The sequence below is a fragment of the Pseudomonas aeruginosa genome (assembly GCF_001457615.1).
In the GTDB taxonomy this organism is placed as follows: domain Bacteria; phylum Pseudomonadota; class Gammaproteobacteria; order Pseudomonadales; family Pseudomonadaceae; genus Pseudomonas; species Pseudomonas aeruginosa.
This window is the reverse complement of the sequence record NZ_LN831024.1, coordinates 4,314,472-4,330,668: the sequence shown is the minus strand read 5'-3', so window position 1 is coordinate 4,330,668 and position 16,197 is coordinate 4,314,472. Positions and strand designations below refer to the sequence as shown.

The 16,197-nt window shown below is 67.5% G+C and carries 16 protein-coding genes; 8 read left to right on the top strand and 8 right to left on the bottom strand.

The genetic code is table 11. From position 1 onward, the window contains the following. The first annotated feature begins 1 nt into the window (after window position 1). Genes fliG through fliJ form a run of 4 tightly spaced genes read left to right on the top strand, consistent with a single transcriptional unit; the run spans window position 2 to window position 3,628 of the window. Entirely contained in the window at window positions 2–1,018 is a 1,017-nt protein-coding gene (gene fliG, locus AT700_RS19795; protein WP_003082212.1) for a flagellar motor switch protein FliG, read from the top strand. 1 nt (window position 1,019) lies between these two features. Beyond that, a complete protein-coding gene (fliH, locus tag AT700_RS19790) occupies window positions 1,020–1,826 on the top strand; it encodes a flagellar assembly protein FliH (protein WP_003082217.1) in 807 nt (268 codons plus the stop codon). Next, the gene (gene fliI, locus AT700_RS19785; RefSeq protein WP_022580173.1) at window positions 1,816–3,171 is read left to right on the top strand and encodes a flagellar protein export ATPase FliI; all 1,356 of its coding nucleotides are present in this window, start codon (window positions 1,816–1,818) and stop codon (window positions 3,169–3,171) included. The genes fliH and fliI overlap by 11 nt, the downstream gene beginning before the upstream one ends. A gap of 13 nt (window positions 3,172–3,184) precedes the next feature. After that, window positions 3,185–3,628 carry a flagellar export protein FliJ gene (fliJ, locus tag AT700_RS19780; protein WP_048521281.1) on the top strand — a complete coding sequence of 148 codons (444 nt, stop codon included), beginning with the start codon at window positions 3,185–3,187 and terminating at the stop codon, window positions 3,626–3,628. Between the two features lie 4 nt (window positions 3,629–3,632). Here fliJ and AT700_RS19775 read toward each other — a convergent pair whose 3' ends face one another. The 3 genes from AT700_RS19775 to AT700_RS19765 all read right to left on the bottom strand — a co-directional run bounded on the left by AT700_RS19775 (window position 3,633) and on the right by AT700_RS19765 (window position 7,015). Further along, window positions 3,633–4,346, bottom strand: coding sequence for a TorF family putative porin (locus AT700_RS19775; protein ID WP_003086461.1), 714 nt, complete (start codon window positions 4,344–4,346; stop codon window positions 3,633–3,635). A 198-nt stretch (window positions 4,347–4,544) separates the two neighbouring features. Next, a complete protein-coding gene (roeA, locus tag AT700_RS19770; RefSeq protein WP_003082226.1) occupies window positions 4,545–5,741 on the bottom strand; it encodes a diguanylate cyclase RoeA in 1,197 nt (398 codons plus the stop codon). 116 nt (window positions 5,742–5,857) lie between these two features. After that, window positions 5,858–7,015, bottom strand: coding sequence for a multidrug effflux MFS transporter (locus tag AT700_RS19765; protein WP_009876062.1), 1,158 nt, complete (start codon window positions 7,013–7,015; stop codon window positions 5,858–5,860). Window positions 7,016–7,104: 89 nt separating this feature from the next. Here AT700_RS19765 and AT700_RS19760 point away from each other — a divergent pair, with 89 nt between their 5' ends. Beyond that, window positions 7,105–7,884 carry an AraC family transcriptional regulator gene (locus AT700_RS19760; protein ID WP_003082235.1) on the top strand — a complete coding sequence of 260 codons (780 nt, stop codon included), beginning with the start codon at window positions 7,105–7,107 and terminating at the stop codon, window positions 7,882–7,884. Window positions 7,885–7,888: 4 nt separating this feature from the next. Here the strand turns inward: AT700_RS19760 and AT700_RS19755 are convergent, their stop codons facing one another. After that, the gene (locus AT700_RS19755) at window positions 7,889–8,599 is read right to left on the bottom strand and encodes an rRNA pseudouridine synthase (RefSeq protein WP_003086466.1); all 711 of its coding nucleotides are present in this window, start codon (window positions 8,597–8,599) and stop codon (window positions 7,889–7,891) included. A gap of 112 nt (window positions 8,600–8,711) precedes the next feature. Between AT700_RS19755 and hcuA the strand changes: the two genes are divergently transcribed. Further along, window positions 8,712–9,335 carry a hydrophobic compound transporter HcuA gene (gene hcuA / locus AT700_RS19750; protein ID WP_003082239.1) on the top strand — a complete coding sequence of 208 codons (624 nt, stop codon included), beginning with the start codon at window positions 8,712–8,714 and terminating at the stop codon, window positions 9,333–9,335. Window positions 9,336–9,427: 92 nt separating this feature from the next. Then, window positions 9,428–10,576: a hydrophobic compound transporter HcuB gene (hcuB, locus tag AT700_RS19745; protein WP_003112500.1), complete on the top strand. Its 1,149-nt coding sequence runs from the start codon at window positions 9,428–9,430 to the stop codon at window positions 10,574–10,576. Between the two features lie 3 nt (window positions 10,577–10,579). Here hcuB and AT700_RS19740 read toward each other — a convergent pair whose 3' ends face one another. Both AT700_RS19740 and AT700_RS19735 read right to left on the bottom strand, forming a co-directional pair. After that, entirely contained in the window at window positions 10,580–10,801 is a 222-nt protein-coding gene (locus AT700_RS19740) for a VF530 family DNA-binding protein (protein WP_003082243.1), read from the bottom strand. Window positions 10,802–10,901: 100 nt separating this feature from the next. Beyond that, complete coding sequence (locus AT700_RS19735; protein ID WP_003109112.1) at window positions 10,902–11,093, bottom strand: hypothetical protein; 192 nt, start codon at window positions 11,091–11,093, stop codon at window positions 10,902–10,904. A gap of 472 nt (window positions 11,094–11,565) precedes the next feature. On the opposite strand from AT700_RS19735, the gene hcuC reads away from it, so the two are divergent. Further along, window positions 11,566–13,332, top strand: a complete 1,767-nt coding sequence (gene hcuC, locus AT700_RS19730) for a hydrophobic compound transporter HcuC (RefSeq protein WP_019725947.1) — start codon at window positions 11,566–11,568, stop codon at window positions 13,330–13,332. A 2-nt stretch (window positions 13,333–13,334) separates the two neighbouring features. On the opposite strand, the gene AT700_RS19725 is transcribed toward hcuC, so the two are convergent. Both AT700_RS19725 and AT700_RS19720 read right to left on the bottom strand, forming a co-directional pair. Further along, entirely contained in the window at window positions 13,335–13,670 is a 336-nt protein-coding gene (locus AT700_RS19725) for a lysozyme inhibitor LprI family protein (protein ID WP_003082246.1), read from the bottom strand. A gap of 103 nt (window positions 13,671–13,773) precedes the next feature. Beyond that, window positions 13,774–16,098 carry an LTA synthase family protein gene (locus tag AT700_RS19720; protein ID WP_003082248.1) on the bottom strand — a complete coding sequence of 775 codons (2,325 nt, stop codon included), beginning with the start codon at window positions 16,096–16,098 and terminating at the stop codon, window positions 13,774–13,776. Window positions 16,099–16,197: the final 99 nt, after the last annotated feature.

Here is a 16,197-nt window from a genome sequence, read left to right as displayed (position 1 = left end):
CATGAGTGAGAATCGTCTCGCCGCCAAACTGACCAAGGTCGACAAGGCCGCCATCCTGCTCCTGTCGCTCGGCGAGACCGACGCGGCGCAGGTGCTGCGGCACATGGGGCCGAAAGAGGTGCAGCGGGTCGGCGTGGCCATGGCGTCGATGCGCAACGTGCACCGCGAACAGGTCGAGCAGGTGATGGGCGAGTTCGTCGAAGTGGTCGGCGACCAGACCAGCCTCGGCGTCGGTGCCGACGGCTACATCCGCAAGATGCTCACCCAGGCCCTCGGCGAGGACAAGGCCAACAACCTGATCGACCGCATCCTCCTCGGCGGCAGCACCAGCGGCCTGGACAGCCTGAAGTGGATGGAGCCGCGTGCCGTGGCCGACGTGATCCGTTACGAACACCCGCAGATCCAGGCCATCGTGGTCGCCTACCTCGATCCCGACCAGGCCGCCGAGGTGCTCAGCCATTTCGACCACAAGGTGCGCCTGGATATCGTCCTGCGCGTCTCCTCGCTGAACACCGTGCAGCCCTCGGCGCTGAAGGAACTCAACCTGATCCTGGAGAAGCAGTTCGCCGGCAATTCCAACGCCACCCGCACCACCATGGGCGGGGTCAAGCGCGCGGCGGACATCATGAACTACCTCGACAGCTCCATCGAAGGCCAGCTGATGGATTCGATCCGCGAGGTCGACGAAGACCTGTCCGGACAGATCGAGGACCTGATGTTCGTCTTCGACAACCTCGCCGACGTCGACGACCGTGGCATCCAGGCGCTGCTCCGGGAAGTCTCCTCGGACGTACTGGTGCTGGCGCTCAAGGGCTCCGACGAGGCGATCCGCGAGAAGGTCTTCAAGAACATGTCCAAGCGTGCCGCCGAGCTGCTGCGCGACGACCTGGAGGCCAAGGGGCCGGTACGGGTCAGCGAAGTGGAAGGTGCGCAGAAGGAAATCCTCACCATTGCCCGGCGCATGGCCGAGTCCGGCGATATCGTGCTGGGCGGCAAGGGTGGCGAGGAGATGATCTGAGGTGGTCCCCCACGACAAGGACAAAGACAATCCCAGCGAACTGATCCGCGGCAAGGACGTGGCGGCCTTCGGCCTCTGGTCGTTGCCGAGCTTCGACGAGCCGCGCGACGAGCCGGCCGTTGCCGCGCCGCAGGTGCCCGCGGTCGCCGAACCCGCGCCGGCGCCGCCGGCGGTGGAAGAGGTCGAGCTGGAGACCGTCAAGCCGCCGACGCTGGAGGAAATCGAGGCGATCCGCCAGGACGCTTACAACGAAGGCTTCGCCACCGGCGAGCGCGACGGTTTCCACGCCGGCCAGTTGAAGGCGCGGCAGGAAGCCGAGGAGGCGCTGAAGGAGCGTCTGCAAAGTCTCGAGCGTCTGATGACGCAGCTTCTGGAACCCATCGCCGAGCAGGACGCCCTGATCGAGCAGGGCATGGTCAACCTGGTCAACCACGTTGCCCGCCAGGTGATCCAGCGCGAACTGCACATGGACTCCAGCCATGTCCGCCAGGTCCTGCGCGAGGCTCTCAAGCTGCTGCCGATGGGCGCGGCGAACATCCGTATCCATGTCAACCCGCAGGACTTCGAGCGGGTCAAGGCGCTGCGCGAGCGCCACGAAGAGAGCTGGCGGATTCTCGAGGACGATTCGTTGCTGCCCGGCGGCTGCCGCATCGAGACCGAACACAGTCGCATCGACGCGACCATCGAGACGCGCCTGGCGCAGGCAGTGAAGCAACTGTTCGAGCAACAGCGCGAACAGGCGACCCATCCGCTGGCCAGCGACATCCGGATCGACCTCGACGCCCCCGGAGACGTCGATGCGCCTTGAGCGAACCAGTTTCGCCAGGCGCCTGGAGGGCTACACCGAGGCTGTCTCGCTGCCGACGCAGCCGGTGGTCGAGGGCCGCCTGCTGCGCATGGTCGGCCTGACCCTCGAAGCCGAAGGCTTGCAGGCTGCGGTCGGCAGCCGCTGCAACGTGATCAACGAAAGCGGCTACCACCCGGTGCAGGTGGAGGCCGAAGTGATGGGCTTTTCCGGTAGCAAGGTGTACCTGATGCCGGTCGGCAGCCTCGCCGGCATCGCGCCTGGCGCGCGGGTCGTGCCGCTGCCGGACACCGGGCGCCTGCCGATGGGCATGTCGATGCTCGGCCGGGTGCTCGACGGCGCCGGCCGCGCCCTCGACGGCAAGGGCGGGATGCGCGCCGAAGACTGGGTGCCGATGGACGGCCCGACGATCAACCCGCTCAAGCGCCACCCGATCAGCGAACCTCTCGACGTCGGCATCCGCTCGATCAATGGCCTGCTCACGGTCGGCCGCGGCCAGCGCCTCGGCCTGTTCGCCGGTACCGGGGTGGGCAAGTCGGTGCTGCTGGGGATGATGACCCGCTTCACCAGGGCCGACATCATCGTCGTCGGTCTGATCGGCGAGCGGGGCCGCGAGGTGAAGGAGTTCATCGACGAGATCCTCGGCGAGGAAGGCCTCAAGCGCTCCGTGGTGGTCGCCTCGCCGGCCGATGACGCGCCGCTGATGCGCCTGCGCGCCGCGCAATACTGCACGCGGATCGCCGAGTACTTCCGCGACAAGGGCAAGAACGTATTGCTGCTGATGGACTCGCTGACCCGCTACGCCCAGGCCCAGCGCGAGATCGCCCTGGCCATCGGCGAGCCGCCGGCGACCAAGGGGTATCCGCCATCGGTGTTCGCCAAGCTGCCGAAGCTGGTGGAACGCGCCGGCAATGCCGAAGCCGGTGGCGGCTCGATCACCGCGTTCTACACCGTGCTCTCCGAGGGCGACGACCAGCAGGACCCGATCGCCGACGCCGCTCGCGGCGTGCTCGACGGGCACTTCGTATTGTCCCGGCGGCTGGCCGAGGAAGGCCACTATCCGGCCATCGATATCGAAGCTTCGATCAGCCGGGTGATGCCGCAGGTGGTCGAGGCCGAGCACCTGCGCGACGCCCAGCGCTTCAAGCAGCTCTGGTCGCGCTACCAGCAGAGTCGCGACCTGATCAGCGTCGGTGCCTACGTGGCCGGCGGCGATCCCGAGACCGACCTGGCCATCGCGCGCTTCCCGGTCATGCGCCAGTTCCTGCGCCAGGGCCTCGACGAAAGCGAAAGCCTGGCGGAAAGCCGTGCGCGGCTGGCGAGCCTGCTCGCCGGCGGGCAGGCCTGAGGCGCCCTGAGGCATGGAGAAGCGCGCGGCGCGGCTGGCGCCGGTGGTGGACATGGCCAGCAAGGCCGAGCGGGATGCCGCGACCCAGCTGGGCAGGTGCCAGCAGCAATTGCTCGCGGCACAGCAGAAGCTGGCGGAGCTGGAACGCTACCGCAACGACTACCAGCAGCAATGGATCAGCCAGGGCCAGAAGGGCGTCAGTGGCCAGTGGCTGATGAACTACCAGCGCTTCCTCTCGCAACTGGAGACCGCCGTCGCCCAGCAGGCCAACAGCGTGACCTGGCACCGCGAGGCGGTGGACAAGGCGCGGCTCAACTGGCGGGAGAGATACGCCCGCCTGGAAGGGCTGCGCAAGCTGGTCGAGCGCTACCTGGAAGAGGCGCGCCAGGCCGAGGACAAGCGCGAGCAGAAACAGCTCGACGAACTCGCCCAGCGTACCCGCCGCCAGGACGACTGACGACTCAGAAGAACGGACGCGACGCCTTCAGCATGAACGTGGTGTCGCAGTAGCTGTTGTGTCCCGAGTAGGCGCTGCAATCGCTGCCGGTCAGGCTGGTGCCGCTGTAGGACAGGTTCAGGTCGATGCCCAGCCAGGGCCGCGAGAGGTTCACCGACCAGTCGTTGAAGACGCTCACGTAGCCCCCGCCGCTGAGGCTCGCCGGGTTGTCCAGGCGATGGTTGCCGTACTTCAGGGTGACGTCGAAACCGAACGGCGGGTTGACCCCGAGGTCGGCGAACAGGGTGGTGTCGTTGCGCCCCGGGTCGCTGCTCAGGGCCGCGCCGAGCCGGCTGCCGAAGATCGACAGGCCGCCGTAGAGTTCGGCTGCGTCGTTGGCCGGCTGCTCCGGGCGGCTGTAGCGGATCAGGCCCATTTCGTAGCCCAGGCGGTTGTTCAGCGGGCGCTTGAAGCCGGCGTAGGAGTCGATCTCGGTGGGCTTGCCGGGGTCGAGGTTGGAGGTCCAGTTGCCGATGTACCAGCCACTTTCGTGGCTTAGGTCGAGGCCGCCGTGGAAACTGCCGGAGCTGCCCGGGGTGACCAGGCCCTGGGCCATGCTGCGGGTCGGACTGGTGGCCAGCTTGAGTTCGAAATCGCCCAGGTCGCGGGCCATCACCTGGGCCAGGGCCGAGGAGCTGGCGAGCAGGGCACAGGTGAGCACGAGCAGGTGCTTGAGCATGGTTCTCCCCTGGTAATGCGGACAACGGCGCTGCGCCGGTCTTCCCGCACGACGCCAACGGCAAGGCCGCGGCATGGGGCCGGGCGAGGTCGGGCAGGTCGGAAGGGCAGGAAGAGCGGCGAGCTAGAGCGCCACGGACCATCTTAACCAAGGTTCGGGCGGCTGACCGACCGCTCGTCAGGGCCGGCCGATCAATTGTTACCGCAGGCTTTCCGCGAGGCTGGCCAGGCGAATCACTTCCACCCGGTTGCGACCGCTGCTCTTGGCCCGGTAGAGAGCCTGGTCGGCGGCGCTGTAGAGCTGCTCGTAGCTGGCCTGGCCGCCTCCGTCGAGGCTGGCCACGCCGAAGCTGGCGGTCAGGCAGAGCACGCCGTCCTGCGTCGCCAGCGGGGTACCTTCGAGGCGTTCGCGGAGTTTTTCCGCAAGGCTGCGAGCCTGCTGCTCGGCGGTGTCGGGCAGGAGCAGGAGGAATTCTTCCCCGCCCAGGCGCGCCACGCTGTCGCTGCTACGGGTATTGCCGCGCAGCAGGTTGGCGGCATGGCGGATGACCTCGTCGCCGAAGGGGTGCCCATAGCGGTCGTTGATGTACTTGAAGTGATCCAGGTCGACCATCAGCAGGCTCAGCGGCTGCGGTTGGCGAGCGATGCGTGCGAGTTCCATGAGCACCAGCTGGTCGAATTCGCGACGATTGAACAGGCCGGTCAGCGGGTCGTGACCGGCCAGGTACTCCAACTGGCGATTCTTCTCCTCCAGCTCCTGCCGCTGCAACTCCAGCTTGCGTTGCTGGCGCAGGTTGCGCACGTGGCCGTGCCAGAGGATCAGCGACAGCAGCAGGCCGAGGCCGAACGCGGTGAGGCCGTTGGCCTGGTTCGACAGGCGCAGTTGCGGGTCGGCCTGGGCGTGGTCCATCGCCACCTCGAAGGCCAGCATCGCCAGACCGTAGAAGGGCACCGCGTAGGCCGGGCGGATCAGGATGAACATGGCGCAGGCGAAACAGGCCAGCAGCAGCGGCGTGATGTTGCTGGTGATGCGCTGGTCGATGCAGGCGATGGCGACGCCGAAGCCTATGATCCCTGCGCCGCCCAGCAGGATCAGCAGGCGCATGCGCCACAGCTTGGGCGGCTGGCGGCGCAGCCATAGCGCGAGCAGGCCGATGCCGCCGAAGAGCAGGGCCATGGCGCCATGGGCGTACATGATTTCCTGGCGCCAGAGCTGATGGCCGAGGTCCGGGCGGAAGTCCTTGAGGGAAAACACCAGGATGTGGATCAGGTTGAAGGGGACGGTCAGCAGCGCGAGGTGGGTCAGACGCGAGAGATTCTCCAGGGCGATGGGAAGGGCCAGGGACGAATTCACCTCGATGGCGTGCTGGATCGATTCGAGCGTCGTTCTGGCCACGTTCTGCGGGTCCGCATGGGCGCTGTGCCATCACAGCATAGCAGCGTCGCGACGGCCGCCCTATCCGGCTTTCCGGGCCGGTCGTCCGGTTTGCACGGGCGTACCTGGCGCCGCTTTCATTCCGGCAGCCGCCTGGCCAGCAGCAGTGCGACCAGGCCCAGCAGGCTCCAGTACGCGGCCAGCGGCCAGGGACGGTCGAACGGTAGCAGGGTGGACGCGCCCAGTCCGAGGCCGATCAGCAGGTAGTAGGCGAGCCCGAACAGGGCTCCGGCGCGTCCCCGGCAATCGTCGTAGGCGTGCAGCGCCGGACCCAGCAGGTTGGGAATCGCCACGCCGAAGCCGATGAAGATCGGCAGGGCTGGCAGCGCCCAGTACAGGCCTTCGGCGTATCCGACGGCGGCCAACAGCGTCTGCGCTGTCGCGCCGGCGGCCGCCAGCGCTAGGCCCAGGCGTACCCGGCGAGCGCTGTTCCAGGTGCGCGGCAGGCGTCGGTTGAGCAAGGCGCCGAGGCTCCCGGCAAGGGCGATGGCCAGGCCAATCCAGCCGAAGCCCAGGCCGGGCAGGTCGCCGACCATGAACGGCCCGGCGGCGTAGAAGGAGAACACCAGCACATTGAGCACCGCCACCAGCAGTGCGCGCGTTTGTAGCGGGCGGTCGGCCAGGACCCGTCGGAAGATCGCCAGGGTCGCGGGCTCGGGCGTGCCCGCCAGCAGCGGACGGGTTTCCGGCCAGGCCGGGACGACCAGCGCCGCCAGCGAGGCGAGCAGCACCGCCAGGGTGGCGAACACCGCCGGGTGCCCGCCGAGGTCGGCCAGCCACTGGCCGCCGAGGGGGCCGACTGCCGGCGACCAGGCCAGCACCGCGCCGAGCGTGACGAAATAGCTCATCAACGCCGGGCCTTGCAGCACATCGCGCAGGCTGGCCTGCACCGTCACCGAGCAGGTCGCCAGGCCGAGGCCCTGGACCAGGCGACAGGCAAGCAGGTAGGAATAGTCGGTACTGGCCCAGGCACCGAAGGTCGCCAGGGCCGCCAGGCCGAGCCCGCCGAGCAGAGCCGGGCGCCGGCCGAGGCGGTCGGCCAGCCAGCCCCAGAGCCAGATGCCGGGGGCGAAACCGACGAAGAACAGCGCCATGGTCCACTGGCTGGTAGCGTCGTCCAGTCGCCAGTGGCTGGCCAGGGCCGGCAGCGCGGGGGAAAGGATGGTTTCGGCGACTTGCGGCAGGGCTAGCAGGGCGAGCACCAGCAGCAGGGGAGGGCGAGGACGGTCAGGCATGATGGCTCCGGAAAAAAGAGCCAAGCCTAGGCCGCCTGCGCCTGGCAGAATGCTGCGGTCAGGACGGAAAACATCGCGAAGAGGACAAGGTGCCGCGCTATCCCTACGAACGGGTCGAGGATCCCGATCTCGCCCGCTGCCCGGTGGTCGGCCTCGAGGTCGACAGCACCGGCCACCGCAGCGACTGGCATTGCCACCGGCGCGCGCAGTTGCTGTACATGGCGGCCGGTAGCGTCACGCTGTATTTCGCCGAGCGCATTTGCCAATTGACGCCGCTCCAGGCCGCCTGGCTGCCGGCCGGCGTGCCGCATCGCACGGTCCTGCACGGGCGCTTCGCCTACCGTAGCCTGTACTTCGAACCCTCGGCGTTCGCCGAGCTGCCGGACAGCGTCCAGGTCCTCGAAGTCGGGCCGCTAATGCGCGAACTGATCCTGCGCATGACCGGCTGGGCAGCCGACTTGCAATTGGAAGGGCCGCACCTGACGCTGTTGCGCGCACTGTTCGATGAACTGGCGAGCGCGCCGGCACACGCCGCGAGCCTGCCGATGCCGCGCGATGCGCGGGCGCTGAAGGTGGCCGAGGCGCTGCTGGCGCAACCCGCGCTGGACTGGAGCATCGAGGCGTGGGGACGTGAGGTCGGCGCCAGCGGGCGGACCCTGGCGCGTCTGTTCACCGAGCAGACCGGCCTGGGTTTCTCCCGCTGGCGAACCCAGGCGCGCTTGTTCGAAGCGCGGAGGCGCCTGGCCGAAGGCCGCTCGGTGACCGAGGTCGCCCACGCCCTGGGCTACGCCAGCGACAGCGCGTTCATCGCCATGTACCGGCGGGTCTGCGGGCAGTCGCCGGGGCGCGCCCTGCGTGGCCTCGAATGAGCGCTCAGAAGCGTTCGTGGAGGCCGAGGTAGCGCCATTCGCCGAGCGGTAGCCTGGCCAGCGACAGCGCGCCGATGCGCAGGCGGCGGATGCTCCGCACTTCCAGCCCCTCGCTTTCGCACATGAAGCGCAACTGGCCGGGCAGCACGTCTTTGAGGGCGAAGCGCAGGTGGCTTTCGTTCTGCCAACTGACCTTGCACGGCGATAGCCTGCGGCCCTGGTAGGCGAGGCCGTGGCGCAGGCGCTCGAGGCCGCCGGCGGCCAGGTCGCCGGCGACCTCGACCAGGTATTCCTGCTCCAGCCGTGCACCGTCGTCCACCAGCTTGCGCAGTACGCCGTGCTGCTGGCTGAACACCACCAGCCCCGAAGCCTCGCTGTCCAGCGCAAGGGTGGGACGCTGGCGGGCGAAGTGTTTTTTCAGCGCTCGCAAGGGACTGGGGTCATCGCTCCAGCGCCGCCCCGCAGCGAGCAGGCCTTCGAAATCGTCGTGGCGCCAGCCGGCCGGCTTGTGCAACAGCAGGGTGGCCGGTTCAATCGTTTCCGCGCGGGCGCCCGGCAGCAGCTCCACGCGCTGGTCGAGCACCTTGAACTGTGGCTCCTCGATCACTTCGCCGTCGACGCTGACCCAGCCGCCCTCGATGTACAGCTCGGCTTCGCGGCGCGAGCAGGCGGTGAGTTCGGCGAGGCGTTTGGACAGGCGGATCGGGTCGGTCATGGCGAGGCTACTGGAATGAAAGACCGCCAGTTTACTCGTTGTGGCGATGGGCGCCGAGGAATGATTCGGCGCCCGCTCGGTCCCAACTTAAGGAACCGGAGAGGAGACCCTCATGCAGTCACGCCTGATCGATGGCCTGGAATGGGACCTGGACGAGGATGGCAGCGGCGGCCTGTGCAACGTCCATGGCGACAAGGTCCATCTGCGCCAGGGCGACATGGACGGCGCCTGCGGGCCCTACTGCCTGGTCATGGCGATGCTGGTCCGCGGCCAACTGCGCCGGCGCCAGGCCAAGGGCCTGGAGCGGGTCGACAGTCGCAGTCGCTACGGGCGCCTGATGAAGGCGCTGGACCAGCACGGCCCGCTGCTGCGCGTCGGCACCACCGGCGTCGACCTGCTGGAGCTGCTGGCCGAGATCAACGATACCGAGCATTTCGCCCTCAAGGGCGAGGGGCGCAGGTTGGTCCGGCACACCCGCGAATACCTGGAGGCCGGCTTTCCGGTAGTGCTCGGTTTCCACGGCCGCAAGGGCAGCGATATCCGCCACTGGGGCCTGGCCATCGGCATGAGCGAGCGCGCCTTCCTGCTCCTCGACCCGGCCCACGACCTGCCGCGCGGGCAGGCCTGGAACGCGGTGATCACCAGCGAGGCGCATGGTTCCCGGTTCGGCTATCGCTATATCAATGCCAAGGGCACCTGGGCGGTGACTCTCAAGGAAATGGTCGCCTTGCTTTGAGGGGCGGGTTTGTTACAGCCCGTGTGCGGACCGCCAGGCGCGGCGGATCTGCGACTAGAGTGGTGTTTTTCGCTTGGGGAAGGAGAGAACGCATGCCGGGCCTGTCTTTGAATGCCATCCTGCTGAGCGCCGTCGCGCTGCTCGCTCCGTCGGTCGAGGCGGTGGACGCCGGTCGCCACGACAGCGAGCTGGGCGCCGTCGAGGTCACCCCGGTGGTTGGCGGTCTGGCCTATCCCTGGGCCGTCGCCTTCCTGCCGGACAACCAGGGCATATTGGTCACCGAGCGGCCCGGCAGCTTGCGTTTCGTCAGTCCCGAGGGACAGTTGTCGGCGCCGCTGGAAGGCGTACCCAGGGTCTTCGCCAGCGGCCAGGGGGGACTGCTCGACGTCGCCTTGTCGCCGGGGTTCGCCGAGGACCGGCTGGTCTACCTGACCTATGCCGAGGCCGGCGAGGACGGCCGCGCCGGAACGGCGGCGGGACGTGGCCGGTTATCGGCGGACAAGCGACGGCTGGAGGGCTTCCACGTGATCTTCCGGCAGTTGCCGAAGCTTTCCAGCGGCCATCACTTCGGCTCGCGCCTGGTCTTCGACGGCAAGGGCCACCTGTTCATCGCCCTCGGCGAGAACAATCAGCGCAGCACCTCGCAGGACCTGGACAAGTTGCAGGGCAAGATCGTCCGCCTGTATCCGGACGGCGGCGTTCCCAAGGACAATCCCTTCGTCGGCCGTGCCGACGCGCGGCCGGAGATCTGGAGCTATGGCCACCGCAACCAGCAGGGCGCCGCGCTGAATCCCTGGACCGGCCGGCTCTGGACCCACGAGCACGGCCCGCGCGGCGGCGACGAGATCAACATACCCCAGGCCGGCGGGAACTACGGCTGGCCGCTGGCGACCCATGGAATCAACTACACCCTGCTGCCGATCCCCGAAGCCAGGGGCAAGGCCGTCGAAGGTACCGAGGCGCCGCACCATGTCTGGGAGAAGTCGCCGGCGATCAGCGGCATGGCGTTCTACGATGCGCAGCGCTTCCCGGCCTGGCAGCATAATTTGTTCATCGGCGCGCTGGCGACGCAGGAACTGATCCGCCTGCAACTGGATGGCGACCGGATCGTCCACGAAGAGCGCCTGCTGGGCGATCTCGGGGTGCGCATCCGCGACGTGCGGCAGGGCCCGGACGGCTATCTCTACCTGCTCACCGACCAGAAGGACGGGCAATTGCTGCGCCTGGGGTTGGCGCGCTAGCCTTCAGCCTTGGTTGCGCTTGAGCTGGACGTAGAGCGCCTCGACCTTTTCCCGGGCCCAGGGCGTCTTGCGCAGGAAGGCGAGGCTGGACTTGATACTCGGGTCGTTCCTGAAACAACGAATGTCGACCCGTTTGCCAAGCTCCGCCCAGCCGTGGTGGGCGACCAGTTCGGTGAGCAGTTTTTCCAGGGTGACGCCGTGCAGTGGATCGGGATGGCCAGGCATGAAGGGCTCGGGATTCAGGCAATGAAAAAGGGGATGGAGCGTGGCACATCTGCGTGCCGGCCTGCCATCCCCTTCGTAGTCCCCGGCGAGGGGCGGGCGTTCAGCGCTTCTTGCTGATGGTGATCTGCCGCGACGGGCCGTAGACCTGGCCGCTGACGCCCTTGGCGATCTTCTGGATCTCGCCGCCGGCCTGGAGGAAGGCGGCGACCTGCGCTTCGATGGACTCGCGGGTTTCGACCGCGGGAGCCGGCTTGGCGGCTTTCGGCGCGACGGTTTTCTTCATGATGGCCATATCCGGGGACCTGTCTCTGCATTAAATATGGCCGTTCATTATAACCGAAGCGGCGTTTTATTTCATCTTGAATATTGTCGATCAGATTTCGGACGTAACCTGCTGTTTTCTATAAAGTCCGTTAGGCAATACCCGAGCGAGGCGCTGCGGCATTGGCGATCCGGCGGCGAACTGCTCGAGGTCTCCGCGGCTGGATGTTCCGCCGATCCCGGGCGACGCAGGATACCGCCAGGTGGATAACTCCCTTCGCGCATCCCGGCATGAATTCCAATGTTTGCATTAGTTGATGCGAGAAAGTTCTCCGGGCCTCTATCTCACCTATATCGAGAATAATGAAAAGTTCACGATTAGTTATCGGCTAAGTTGCCCGGATATATACGTCGATATCATCGCGCTGCCGGCCGGGGCATGCATCGCCTCGCTGCGTTCCCGGTGCTAACCTGCGGAACCCCAGCCGCCGAGCGAGCGCCGCATGCCAGCCATTCTCTCCTCCCGCCAACGTATCGCCCTGCGCCTGGCCTGGCGCTTCATGGCGCCTTACCGCTGGCGCATGCTCGGGGCCCTGGTGGCGTTGCTGTTCACCGCGGCGATCACCCTGTCCCTGGGCCAGGGCATCCGCCTGCTGGTGGACCAGGGGTTCCTCACCGCCTCGCCCGAATTGCTCAATCGCTACATCCTGCTGTTCTTCGTGCTGGTGCTCGGCCTGGCCGTGGGCACCTTCGTGCGCTTCTACCTGGTGTCCTGGATCGGCGAGCGCTTCGTCGCCGATATCCGCAAGCGCGTGTTCGACCACCTGATCGAGTTGCATCCCGGCTTCTACGAAACCAACCGTAGCTCCGAGATCCAGTCGCGCCTGACCGCCGACACTACGCTGCTGCAGACGGTGATCGGTTCCTCGCTGTCGATGGCCCTGCGCAATGCCCTGATGCTAGTCGGCGGGGTGCTGCTGATGTTCGTCACCAACGCCAAGCTGACCAGCATCGTGGTGCTGGCGTTGCCGCTGGTGATCGCCCCGATCCTGCTGTTCGGCCGCCGCGTGCGCAGCCTGTCGCGGGAAAGCCAGGACCGGGTGGCCGACGTCGGCAGCTACGTCGGTGAAACCCTCGGTCAGATCAAGACCGTGCAGGCCTACAACCACCAGGCGCAGGATCGCCAGCGCTTCGCCGGCACCGTCGAACGCGCCTTCGACACCGCGCGCAAGCGCATCGCCCAGCGCGCCTGGCTGATCACCGTGGTGATCGTGCTGGTGCTCGGCGCGGTCGGCGTCATGCTCTGGGTCGGCGGCCGCGACGTGATCGCCGGCAGCATCTCGGCCGGCGAACTGGCCGCGTTCGTCTTCTACAGCCTGATCGTCGGCATGGCCTTCGGCACCCTCAGCGAGGTGATCGGCGAATTGCAGCGCGCCGCCGGCGCCGCAGAGCGCATCGCCGAGCTGCTCAGGGCGCGCAGCGAGATCCGCTCGCCAGCGCAACCACGCAAGCTGGCGGCACGGGTGAGCGGGAGGATCGAATTGCAGGCGGTGCGCTTCGCCTATCCGACCCGTCCCGAACACTGGGCCATCGACGACATCAGCCTGGCCGTCGAACCGGGGGAAACCCTGGCCCTGGTCGGACCTTCCGGCGCCGGCAAGTCGACCCTGTTCGATCTGCTCCTGCGTTTCTTCGATCCGCAGCAGGGACGGCTGCTGCTGGACGGACAGCCGATCGTCGAACTGGACCCGGCCGACTTGCGCCGCAGCTTTGCCCTGGTGTCGCAGAACCCCGCGCTGTTCTTCGGCTGCGTCGAGGAAAACATCCGCTACGGCCGTCCGCATGCCAGCGCCGCCGAGGTCGAGGCCGCAGCGCGTGCCGCGCATGCCCACGAGTTCATCCTGGGTCTGCCGCAGGGCTACGCCACCCACCTGGGCGAGGGCGGCATCGGCCTGTCCGGCGGCCAGCGCCAGCGCCTGGCGATTGCTCGGGCATTGCTGGTAGACGCGCCGGTGCTGCTGCTCGACGAGGCGACCAGCGCCCTGGATGCGGAAAGCGAGCACCTGATCCAGCAGGCCCTGCCAGGCCTGATGAGCGGACGTACCACCCTGGTGATCGCCCATCGCCTGGCCACGGTACAGAGCGCCGACCGCATCGCGGTGATCGACCAGGGGCGGCTGGTGGCCATTGGTAGCCATGCCCGGCTGATCGCCGAGAACCCGCTCTATGCGCGCCTGGCGGAACTGCAGTTCGCTGCCGGCGGACGCTAGCTTCAGAGCGGCTTGTCGATGCCCGCGTACTGCTTGTCCAGCTCGTCGATACGCTGCGCGTAGGCGCGGGAGAGGCAGTCGGTGTCGCCACCGCAGCGCCGGCGCTGGCGCAGCCAGTCCTGCTGCCGGTCCTGCATGGCGCCGCGGCCGCCCATGGCGAACAGGCCGCGGAGGAAGTGGTACTTGACGCTCATCTCGACGTCCTTGTCGTTCAGCGCCCGGTTCGCGCAGATGGCCTTTTCGTCCGCTCGCTCAGCCTTTTCGCAATCGAAGCTGGCCGCTTCGGCCAGGGGCGCCAGCAGGAGTCCGCCGAGGGCGAGGAATGCCAGGTGCTTCATGCCGTTCTCCGTTTCGCCTGGTTGCTTGCGAATCTTCGACGTCCGCGACGGCGCTGGGTTCAGCGGGGAGCGCGCGGCGGCCGGGCGGGCCGCTCCGGCGCGGTCAGTGCGAAAGGATCAGGGCCTTCTGCTCGGGGATGACGGTGCGCTCCCGAGGGGCGTCCGCGCGTTCCGCTTCCTCGGTTTCGGGGCGGTTGGCGAACAGGCTTTTCAGGGTGCTCAGCAGCGGCTGTTCCTTCGCCGCTTCGGCGACCTGGCTGCGGCTTTCCACGGGTTCCGGGTTGGCCGCCGTGACCACGTGGAAGTCGCTGATCTCGATGATCCCGCGGCCCTCGGCGAGCAAGTGGAAGGAGAAGGCCTTGCGCGCTTCCGGGTTGTCGAAGGTGAAGCTCATGTCCAGCGGCTTGCCTTTGAGCAGGCGCGGGATGTCCGGTACCGGTATGGGAACGTCGCGTTCGAACTCCTTGGTCTTCAGCGTCACCCGGGCGCCGTTGCGGTCCATCTGCAAGGCGCGGATCTTCAGGGTGACCGTGGTCCTGCTGTTCTTCGGCATCTCCAGGTATTGCGCGCCGATCAGGTTGTCGGTCCAGTCGTTGTGGGTTTCCGGCTTCAGGCGGATGCGTTCGTGGGTGGCGAACTGGAACTCCTGGCCCAACTGGCCGGCCTGTTGCACGGAGTGGTCGAGGACGGCGGCGCGCTGGCTGACCAGGCGCGCCTGGCGACCGCTGAAGCGACCGAGGAACTCGGCTTCGTCGGCGATGAAGCCCTCGCTGCGGTAGCGCCGGCAGACCTGCTGGAAATCACATTCGACGAAGGTGTCCTTGCCGTCGTGGTGGCGCAGCATGCCGTTGGTGTAGGACATCATTTCGCGGCCGCTGGCGTAGTCGCGGAACAGCGAGCGCCCGGAAATCCCCGCCGGCACGCGGTAGCCGAAATAGTCGAGGACGGACGCGGCGAGGTCGACGTGGCCGTAGACGCCGCTCTTGATCGGCGGCAGCGCCGCCTGTTCCGGTGCCAGTACCAGGTTGAAGCCCCAGGCCGAGGCGAGGCGCACCTGGTCGACACCGTGGGATTCGTCGGAAGTGAGCACCACCAGGGTGTCGCGCAACACGCCCTGTTTCTCCAGGTCGGCGAGGAAGGCGTCGATCGCGTCGTCGAGATAGGCCACCGCGGCCTGCTTGGCGCTCGGGTAGCGGGCCAGGTAGTCGGCAGGCGCCGAGTAGGGCTGGTGGGTGCCGACGGTGAGCAGGGTCAGCATCCAGGGTTTCTTCTGCTGGCGCAGCTGCTTCACGTAGGTCGCGGCGCCCTCGAAGAAGGCCTTGTCGTCCATGCCCCAGGGAAACTCCAGGTAGGACGTGTTGCGGAACCAGTCGCGCCCGAGGGTCTTGTCGAAGCCCATCTGCGGCATGACCTTGTCCTTGGCCATGAAGCGCAGGCCGGCACCCTGCAGGAAGTGCGTGCTGAAACCGTGCTGGCGCAGCTGGGCGGGCAAGCACTCCCTGGCCCGGGCCGGGTTGTTCAGCAGCTCGACGCCCTTCGGCGTGCCCGAGTCGAGCTTGCTGTAGTCGCCGCAGAGCATGGCGTAGAGGCCGCGGATGGTCTGGTGGCTGTGCAGCACGTAGTCCGGGGTGGTCATCGCCCGTTCGGCCCAGCCACTCAGCCTGGGCATCGGCGCTTCGTGGTAGCTGCTGTTGATGGCGGCGCGGTTGGCGGCGATATACGCGCCGGGGATTCCCTCCATGGCCACGATCAGGACGTTGCGCGCGCGCCCTCCGCCGGCCAGCAGCGGCGTTCCGGAAAGGTCGAGCTGGTTGAGCCCGGCGACGTCCGGCGGGGTGTCCGGACGGTCGTCGGCGAGCCAGTCTTCGACCGCCAGTTGGCCACTGCTGAGCGCGCTGGCCAGCAGCTTGTGCGGCAGGTTGTACTGCTGCCATTGGTCGGCATCGCTCGGACGCAGGTATTGCAGGCCGACATGCGCCGCCAGGAACGCCGCCGGCAGCGCGTAGGCATAGCGCGGCAGGCGCGGACCGCGGCGACGCCAGAGCAGCACGCAAAGCAATGTCGCGCCACCGAGGCCGAGCGCCAGTGGCAGGTGGGCGAGGCCGCCGCCCTGGGTGGAGCTGCTGACGAACTGCGGATCCAGCAGGTACTTGAGGTCGGAAGGTTCCGGCATGCGCCCGACCGCGCCGACCAGTTCGGCATTGCCGATCAGGAACAGGCACCAGAGCAGCATGACCGGGAGCGCGAACCACAGGGAGCGTCGATGCAGGAGCAGCACCAGCAGGCTGCCGAGGGCCAGGTCCGAGAGATAGCCGAACGGCGTCGACCAGCCGAGCCAGTAGCGGCCGGCGAGGGGAACGACCAGGAACAGCGCGGCCAGCGCCAGAAGCGAGCCGCAAGATGAGAGCCAACGGCTGAGTGGACGCACAGGAACTCCTGATGAGCGGCAGCGAGAATCCTTGATAAGGATGTTCCAAAAAAGTCTTTAGGGTTCACGATTTTGAAACATCGTTGTGCTTACTGCCAG

Bases quoted from the DNA above. Each gene is read 5' to 3' on its own strand.
- AT700_RS19755 (WP_003086466.1), bottom strand. From the start codon at position 8,599: ATGACCGACCCGATCCGCCTGTCCAAACGCCTCGCCGAACTCACCGCC.
- hcuB (WP_003112500.1), top strand. From the start codon at position 9,428: ATGCCGGGCCTGTCTTTGAATGCCATCCTGCTGAGCGCCGTCGCGCTG.
- fliJ (WP_048521281.1), top strand. From the start codon at position 3,185: ATGGAGAAGCGCGCGGCGCGGCTGGCGCCGGTGGTGGACATGGCCAGC.
- AT700_RS19725 (WP_003082246.1), bottom strand. From the start codon at position 13,670: ATGAAGCACCTGGCATTCCTCGCCCTCGGCGGACTCCTGCTGGCGCCC.
- hcuC (WP_019725947.1), top strand. From the start codon at position 11,566: ATGCCAGCCATTCTCTCCTCCCGCCAACGTATCGCCCTGCGCCTGGCC.
- fliG (WP_003082212.1), top strand. From the start codon at position 2: ATGAGTGAGAATCGTCTCGCCGCCAAACTGACCAAGGTCGACAAGGCC.
- fliI (WP_022580173.1), top strand. From the start codon at position 1,816: ATGCGCCTTGAGCGAACCAGTTTCGCCAGGCGCCTGGAGGGCTACACC.
- AT700_RS19740 (WP_003082243.1), bottom strand. From the start codon at position 10,801: ATGCCTGGCCATCCCGATCCACTGCACGGCGTCACCCTGGAAAAACTG.
- AT700_RS19775 (WP_003086461.1), bottom strand. From the start codon at position 4,346: ATGCTCAAGCACCTGCTCGTGCTCACCTGTGCCCTGCTCGCCAGCTCC.
- AT700_RS19735 (WP_003109112.1), bottom strand. From the start codon at position 11,093: ATGGCCATCATGAAGAAAACCGTCGCGCCGAAAGCCGCCAAGCCGGCT.
- hcuA (WP_003082239.1), top strand. From the start codon at position 8,712: ATGCAGTCACGCCTGATCGATGGCCTGGAATGGGACCTGGACGAGGAT.
- AT700_RS19765 (WP_009876062.1), bottom strand. From the start codon at position 7,015: ATGCCTGACCGTCCTCGCCCTCCCCTGCTGCTGGTGCTCGCCCTGCTA.